This window comes from Limnobacter sp. (genome assembly GCF_964228395.1).
Classification (GTDB): domain Bacteria; phylum Pseudomonadota; class Gammaproteobacteria; order Burkholderiales; family Burkholderiaceae_B; genus Limnobacter.
Genome location: NZ_CAXQZX010000073.1, coordinates 23,753 through 30,293 on the forward strand (window position 1 = coordinate 23,753; position 6,541 = coordinate 30,293).

Annotated in this window: 8 protein-coding genes; 3 read left to right on the plus strand and 5 right to left on the minus strand. The window is 56.5% G+C overall.

Annotated features, from left to right (window positions below; all coding sequences use genetic code 11):
• Positions 1-7: 7 nt before the first annotated feature.
• The 5 genes from minC to ACEQU8_RS05780 form a co-directional block, all read right to left on the minus strand.
• Positions 8-841 carry a septum site-determining protein MinC gene (gene minC / locus ACEQU8_RS05760; protein WP_370262187.1) on the minus strand — a complete coding sequence of 278 codons (834 nt, stop codon included), beginning with the start codon at positions 839-841 and terminating at the stop codon, positions 8-10.
• Between the two features lie 134 nt (positions 842-975).
• Complete coding sequence (rpoZ, locus tag ACEQU8_RS05765) at positions 976-1,182, minus strand: DNA-directed RNA polymerase subunit omega (RefSeq protein ID WP_370262189.1); 207 nt, start codon at positions 1,180-1,182, stop codon at positions 976-978.
• Positions 1,183-1,195: 13 nt separating this feature from the next.
• Positions 1,196-1,843 carry a guanylate kinase gene (gene gmk, locus ACEQU8_RS05770; RefSeq protein ID WP_370262191.1) on the minus strand — a complete coding sequence of 216 codons (648 nt, stop codon included), beginning with the start codon at positions 1,841-1,843 and terminating at the stop codon, positions 1,196-1,198.
• A gap of 89 nt (positions 1,844-1,932) precedes the next feature.
• Complete coding sequence (locus tag ACEQU8_RS05775; protein ID WP_370262193.1) at positions 1,933-2,856, minus strand: YicC/YloC family endoribonuclease; 924 nt, start codon at positions 2,854-2,856, stop codon at positions 1,933-1,935.
• A 132-nt stretch (positions 2,857-2,988) separates the two neighbouring features.
• A complete protein-coding gene (locus ACEQU8_RS05780; RefSeq protein WP_370262194.1) occupies positions 2,989-3,555 on the minus strand; it encodes a hypothetical protein in 567 nt (188 codons plus the stop codon).
• 307 nt (positions 3,556-3,862) lie between these two features.
• On the opposite strand from ACEQU8_RS05780, the gene dinB reads away from it, so the two are divergent.
• Genes dinB through rdgB form a run of 3 tightly spaced genes read left to right on the plus strand, consistent with a single transcriptional unit; the run spans position 3,863 to position 6,464 of the window.
• Entirely contained in the window at positions 3,863-5,059 is a 1,197-nt protein-coding gene (gene dinB / locus ACEQU8_RS05785; RefSeq protein WP_370262195.1) for a DNA polymerase IV, read from the plus strand.
• A 38-nt stretch (positions 5,060-5,097) separates the two neighbouring features.
• The gene (gene rph, locus ACEQU8_RS05790; RefSeq protein ID WP_370262197.1) at positions 5,098-5,823 is read left to right on the plus strand and encodes a ribonuclease PH; all 726 of its coding nucleotides are present in this window, start codon (positions 5,098-5,100) and stop codon (positions 5,821-5,823) included.
• Positions 5,824-5,834: 11 nt separating this feature from the next.
• Positions 5,835-6,464: an RdgB/HAM1 family non-canonical purine NTP pyrophosphatase gene (gene rdgB, locus ACEQU8_RS05795; protein ID WP_370262198.1), complete on the plus strand. Its 630-nt coding sequence runs from the start codon at positions 5,835-5,837 to the stop codon at positions 6,462-6,464.
• Positions 6,465-6,541: the final 77 nt, after the last annotated feature.

Here is a 6,541-nt window from a genome sequence, read left to right on the forward strand (position 1 = left end):
AGGTCTCCTAACGGATGTTGATGGCCTTTAGCCGCAGCGTGGCGGGTTCGGTGCCATGGTCAAGATAAATGGATGTGGGTTTGGACTGGTTTTCAACCGGAAAACCGCCCTCGAAAGTTAAATAGTAACCAGCGACAGCCACCAGTTCAGCCTCAAAGCAGGTGGACAGAATTCTGGCCTCGGTGTCACCGGCTGCCCCGGCCAAAGCTCGGCCCCGCAACACCCCGTAAACGTGGATGTTGCCATCGGCGATGACCTCTGCGCCGGCCGACACCTGCCCCATCACCACCAGGTCGGCCCCTTGGGCATAAATTTTTTGCCCACTGCGCACGGCTTGCTCAACCACCAGGGTTTTGCGGTCTGACTTGCCCGCACCACCCCCTGTTGCCTCGGCCTCGGTGTCTGAGGCCTCTGGTGCGGCATTGCCAGGCGGGTGGGGCTCAACGTCATGTTGGGCAATGGCAGTATCGGCACTGGGGGTTTCTGTGGGCTTGTCCGTTAGAGGTTTGAGTTCCCGCTCAAGGTTGGGCTCGGCGCCAGAGCCACTGCCGTGCCGCAAGCCCAGTTGCTCTGCCTCGTCTTCAAGGGCGGGTAGCTTGCTTTGTACTTCAACCACGTTTACACCAGCCACCTTGAAGGGGGCCAGAAGGTCCGCGAGGGCCAGCCCGTGGGCTCGCCAATCCTCTTCGCTCCAGTTCAATAGATTAAGCACGGCTGGCTCGGCGCTATAAACCCCGGGGCCCGGGCCCAGGCGTTTGCGAATGGCTTCCAGAAGCTCGCCCAGCGGCGCGGGCTTCAGGGTAAAAGAAACAGCCTTGATGGAAGCAAATTTGATGTCCATTGAAGCGGTGCTTGGGTGGGTCAAAACAATGGCCTAAATAAAATAAAAAGATCGCCGCTGTGACGAACAAAGCCCGAGCCGTGTGTCGGTCTCGGGCTTTGCGGGCAGAGCAGGCTGCGTACGTTCGCGTTCAATCAGGTGGGGACGCGTTTGAGCATCTCCACGCCGATTTCACCGGCCGCAATTTCGCGCAGGGCGGTCACGGTGGGCTTGTCTTTGCCACCGTCTACTTTGGGTGTGTGGCCTTGGGCCAGCATGCGGGCGCGGTAGGTGGCGCACAGGGCCATGTCGAATCGGTTGGGAATCTTTTTCAGGCAATCTTCAACGGTGATGCGGGCCATCGTGTGTCCTTGTTTACAGTCCAATGCGTTTGAGTTGCTTCCCGTGACGGGCCATTTGCTGATTGAAACGGCATCGGGAAGCCAAGACGATCGACTTTAGCTCCAATAGAGCAGTCGAAAAATCATCGTTAAGGATAACATAATCAAAGCGTCGGGCCTGCTCAATTTCCAGTTGAGCGGCCCCCAATCTCTTCAAAATCACCTCTTCGCTGTCCGTGCCCCGGCCACGCAAGCGTTTTTCAAGTTCTTCCATGCTGGGGGGCAAAATAAAAATGGACACCACATTGGGCACCTTTCGAACCACCTGCTCGGCCCCTTGCCAGTCGATTTCGAGCAGCACATCGCGGTCTTGAGCCATTTGGCTTTGCACCCAGGCCCGGGAAGTGCCGTAGTAATTGCCATGCACATGCGCCCACTCCAAAAAGCCGTCCTGGTCGCGCAGCGCTTCAAAATCGGGTTGCGAAATGAAGTGGTAGTCACGGCCATCCACCTCACCGGGTCGGGCCTTGCGGGTGGTGTTGGAAATGGATAGACCAATGCCATCGACTTCGGCCAGCAGGGCTTTCACCAGGGACGATTTACCAGCGCCTGATGGCGCGCTCACAATAAACAGACTGCCTGCATAATGCGGTGTGGCGTGGGGTTGCTCGAGCTGGCTCATGGGCAAGGCGATCCGGGGTGGTGTGTGGGGTAGGGCTGCAACCCGGCTTGGGCAGGGCTGCCTATTAAACCCAAATTGTAGGTTAAAACCTATTCAATGTTTTGCACCTGTTCCCGGAACTGCTCCACCAGCACTTTAAGGTCAATGGAAGCCTGGGTTTGAGCAATGGCGTGGGCCTTGCTGCCCAAGGTGTTGGCCTCGCGGTTGAGTTCCTGGGTCACAAAGTCCAGCCGTTTGCCAATCACACCGCCTTGTTGAAGAATTCTGCGCACTTCGGCGAAGTGGGTTTGCAGGCGTTCAACTTCTTCCTTGACATCGATGCGCACGCTATGCAGAGCCACCTCGTGCTTGATGCGCTCTTCAATGTCTTCAACGCCAAGGTGGCTGGCTTTGTCGGCCAACACTTTCTCGAAGACCTCGGCCATGCGTTCGCGAATTTTGCTTTCGTAATGAGCCACAAACTGCGGCAACATGGGCTGCAGACCATCCACAATGGCGGCCATGGCGTCAATTTTTTCAAGGAGCACGGCCGCCAGGCTGGCGCCTTCGCGTTCGCGGCTTTGTTTCAGTGCATCAATGGCTTGGTCACACAAGCTGGCAATGGTTTCTTGCAGCTCGTCGTTGCTCAGGCTGTTGTCTTCCACCACGCCAGGCCAGTTCAAAATGTCGGTGATGCGAAACCCACTGGCCCGCGGCAGGGCGGTTTGAATGGTGGTTTCCAGGTCGGCCAGCAGGCGAACTTGTTCCAGATCCACCTTGGGAATGCGTTTTTCGCCATCGGCTCGCCCCCAAGAAATACGGCACTCCACCTTGCCGCGCGACAGGGCTTTCATCAGCTTTTCCCGAACCAGGGGCTCGACCATGCGCAGGTCATCTGCCATGCGGAAATTCAGGTCCAAAAAACGGGAATTTACACTGCGCAGCTCAAGGCTGAGTGTGCCCGCGCGGGTTGTGGATTGCACGCTGGCATAGCCGGTCATGCTAAATACGGCGCTGGGGGGTCGACTAACCATTGAACAAACTCGCAAAAAATCTGATTGTGAGCATTAAAGTTTACAAGGCAAATATTGTTTAGCGTCGCATCAAGTAAAAAAGCCAGCGTCTAAAGCACGCTGGCGTAAGTTTTAGCCCCTTGGGTGGAGACGTTAAAGCGCTGTACCACTGAGTCCTTGTGCTGAGGCCATGGGTTTAGCCTCGGTGTCTTGAGGCCCGCTTGCTGGTTGCCGCCCGGGTGTTGGGTCTTTTAGACCTAGATGATCCCAATCAAAATTGAGGTATTGCAGGTCAAATTTTTGGAGCCATGGGTAGGCCTCTTCCCAAGCGGCGGTGTCGCCGGTGGAGATGGCGGTGGCCAGGCTTCTGACCGTGGCATGGAAGAGGTCGGTGGCCTCTTTTGAATCGGTCTTTGCGAACATTTCATTCAGAGGTTGCCCGCCGGCAAGTTGCTTGAGCAACTCCGTGTTTTCTGCATGGGCAGCCTTCATGGATGCCTCGTTGCCGGTGGTTCCGTTGGCAAAAATTGTTCGGAAGTCCGCCAAAGCATTAAGTGCCTCAGGGCCATCGATTTCGTAGCCCATGGCCAAAGCGCCAGAAACAATGTCCCCCGTGTCAAAATAACCGTCACTTCCCCCCGACACGCGCATCAAGGCAATCAGGTTGTAAACGCTCTGGTCCGTGATGGGCCAGCCCATCTCTTGAGCAAGTGCAGTCACTCTTGGGTCAACCTTGTCTTTAAATCCTGCCGGGGCCACGCCAAATGCTGTACTTTCTCCATGTGCTGTTGCTGAACTGGGTGGGGTATTTGGTAGAGCCCCAGCCGGTGCGCTAGGGCTTGTGTCGGGTGGAAGGGCGGTTTGTGGTGCTTGGGCAATTGCATCTGGGGCCATTTGCAAACTCCTGAAGGGTGCAAGGGGTTGTGGAACTGTGCTCGAGTGCAGAAAAGATGTACTCAAAACTTGAGTGACTGCCCAACTTCCTAAGTTCAATCCGTCAACATGCTAATTTTTGGAGAGGTTTTCGATGGAGCGAATCATCGCTCACCTCGACATGGACGCCTTTTACGCCAATGCCGAACTGGTGCGTAACCCCGCCTTGAAAGGCCTGCCCGTGGTTGTGGGTGGGCGAAGTAAAATCCAGCCTTTGCCCGGCCAGCCCTTCCCGGTTCTTGCCCAATATGAAGGGCGAGGCGTGTTGACCACAGCCAACTACGAGGCCCGCAAGCTGGGTTTGCATTCGGCCATGCCCACCATGAAGGCGGCCAAGCTTGCTCCGCATGCCATTTTGTTGCCTGCAGATTTTGAGTGGTACAAGACGCAGTCCAGAGCGTTTAAAGACGCGGTGCGCAAAATAGCGCCCCACCTTGAGGACCGGGGGATTGATGAAATTTACCTTGACCTCACCGAGCAAACCGCAGGCAATTTTGACCAAGCGCAGCAGTTGGCCTTTGCGTTGCAGGCTGCGGTGTTCACAGCCACTGGTGGCATGACCTGTTCCATCGGCTTGTCTCAAAACAAGCTAACCTCAAAAATCTGCTCAGACCTCAACAAGCCCAATGGGGTCACCCTGGTGCCGCCGGATCAATTTAAAACCGTGATTTGGCCGCTGCCAGTGGGCAAAATCAATGGCATTGGTCCAAAAGCGGTTCAAAAGCTCAACGCCCTCGGCATATTCTCGATCGAGGACTTGGCCAGAACTCCGCCTGAGACGTTACAAATGCATTTTGGCCAATCCTATGGGTTTTGGATGCACCAAAGCGCCCACGGCATCGACCCGCGCGAGGTCACGCTTTTTTCGGAGCCCAAAAGCGTGAGCCGCGAAACAACCTTTGAGCACGACATGCATGTTCGCAGGCATCGTGAGCAACTCTCTGAGGTGTTAATCCATTTGGTCAATCGGCTGGCCGCAGACCTGTCCCGCAAAAAGAAGGCTGCCAAAACCATCGGCATCAAGGTGCGGTTTGCCGATTTCAAATCACTGACCCGCGATATCACCGACGGCACCTTGCATTGGCAGGCTGAAACGCTGCTACAGGCCGCGCGAGCCTGTTTGAGAAAAACCCCTTTTGCAAATACTGGCGCGCAAGCCAACATCCGTCTGCTAGGCCTGCGGGCCAGCCAACTGGTGGACATTGATGAAGCTACAAAAAGCCCTGTCTTCAAAGCGGCCAGGGCTGAACAAACCGCGCAATTGGATCTGTGGGGCGAAGATGGTCCATAATGCGCAGCGATATGACCACGATATTTTTTGGAGAATCCATGAGCAACAACCGACCCGACGGACGCAGCCCCCACGCCTTGCGCACAGTCAGCCTGGAACGCAACTACACCAAGCATGCCGAGGGTTCGGTGATGGTTCGGTTTGGGGACACCCATGTGCTGTGCACCTGCAGTGTTGAAGACAAGGTCCCCGGTTTTTTAAAAGGACAAAACCAAGGTTGGTTGACGGCAGAATATGGCATGTTGCCGCGTTCTACCCACTCTCGCATGGATCGCGAAGCCGCCAAGGGCAAGCAAAGTGGCCGCACCCAAGAAATTCAGCGTTTAATCGGGCGAGCCCTTCGCGCTGCGGTTGACTTGAACAAGCTGGGTGAGCGCACCCTTAAAATTGATTGCGATGTGATTCAGGCTGACGGCGGCACACGCACTGCGTCCATCACAGGTGCCATGGTGGCGGTGGCCGATGCGGTGGGCAAGCTCGTGGCCAGCGGTGCCTTGCTTGACAACCCCATCAAACAGTTTGTTGCCGCGGTGTCGGTGGGTGTGGTGGGCGGCCAAGTGGTGCTCGACCTGAACTACGATGAAGACAGCAATTGTGAAACCGACCTGAATGTGGTGATGACCGAGCGGGGCGGATTTGTTGAAGTGCAGGGCACGGCAGAGGGAGAGGCATTCAGCCGCGAGCAGCTCAACGGCATGATCGACTCCGCAGCCGCAGGCATTGCCGAACTGGTGCGTATGCAAAAAGCGGCCTTGGCGGCCTAGAGGTGGCGCAGATGGACTTGAACACCCCATGGGTGCTGGCCAGTGGCAACCAAGGCAAGCTGCGTGAATTCCAGGATCTGTTTGCACCCTGGGGTGTGCAGTGGGTTGCGCAGGCCGAATTGGGGGTGCCCGATGCTGAAGAGCCTTTCCACACCTTTGTAGAAAACGCCCTCACCAAGGCCCGCCACGCCAGCCGCTTAAGCGGACGGCCTGCACTGGCCGACGATTCTGGTTTGTGTGTGCCCGCCCTGCAGGGGGCGCCCGGCGTTTTGTCGGCTCGATATGCGACCCTGTTTGGTCAACAAAAAAACGATGCAAACAACAACGCCTGTTTAATTAAAAACCTGGCTGGCATTGCCGACCGCCGTGCATATTTCGTTTGCGCCATGGTGTGGGTGGCCCATGCCGACGACCCCACCCCCTGCATTGCTCAAAAAATGTGGTGGGGCGAGGTCATCGACCAACCCCAAGGTGAACATGGCTTTGGATACGACCCCCATTTTTGGTTGCCCGAGCACCAATGCACCGCTGCCCAAATGCCCAAGGCCCTCAAAAACCAGCACAGCCACCGGGCGCAAGCCACAGCCGCTTTGTTGCAAGAGCTACAACAGCGCTTGGGCCTGAAGCGGGGCGATCAATAAATGGACGGCGGCAACAAGCCCATGCCCGGTGCAACCACTTCTGCCAACCTGGTTGGGCGTGTGTTCATGCCCAGTGA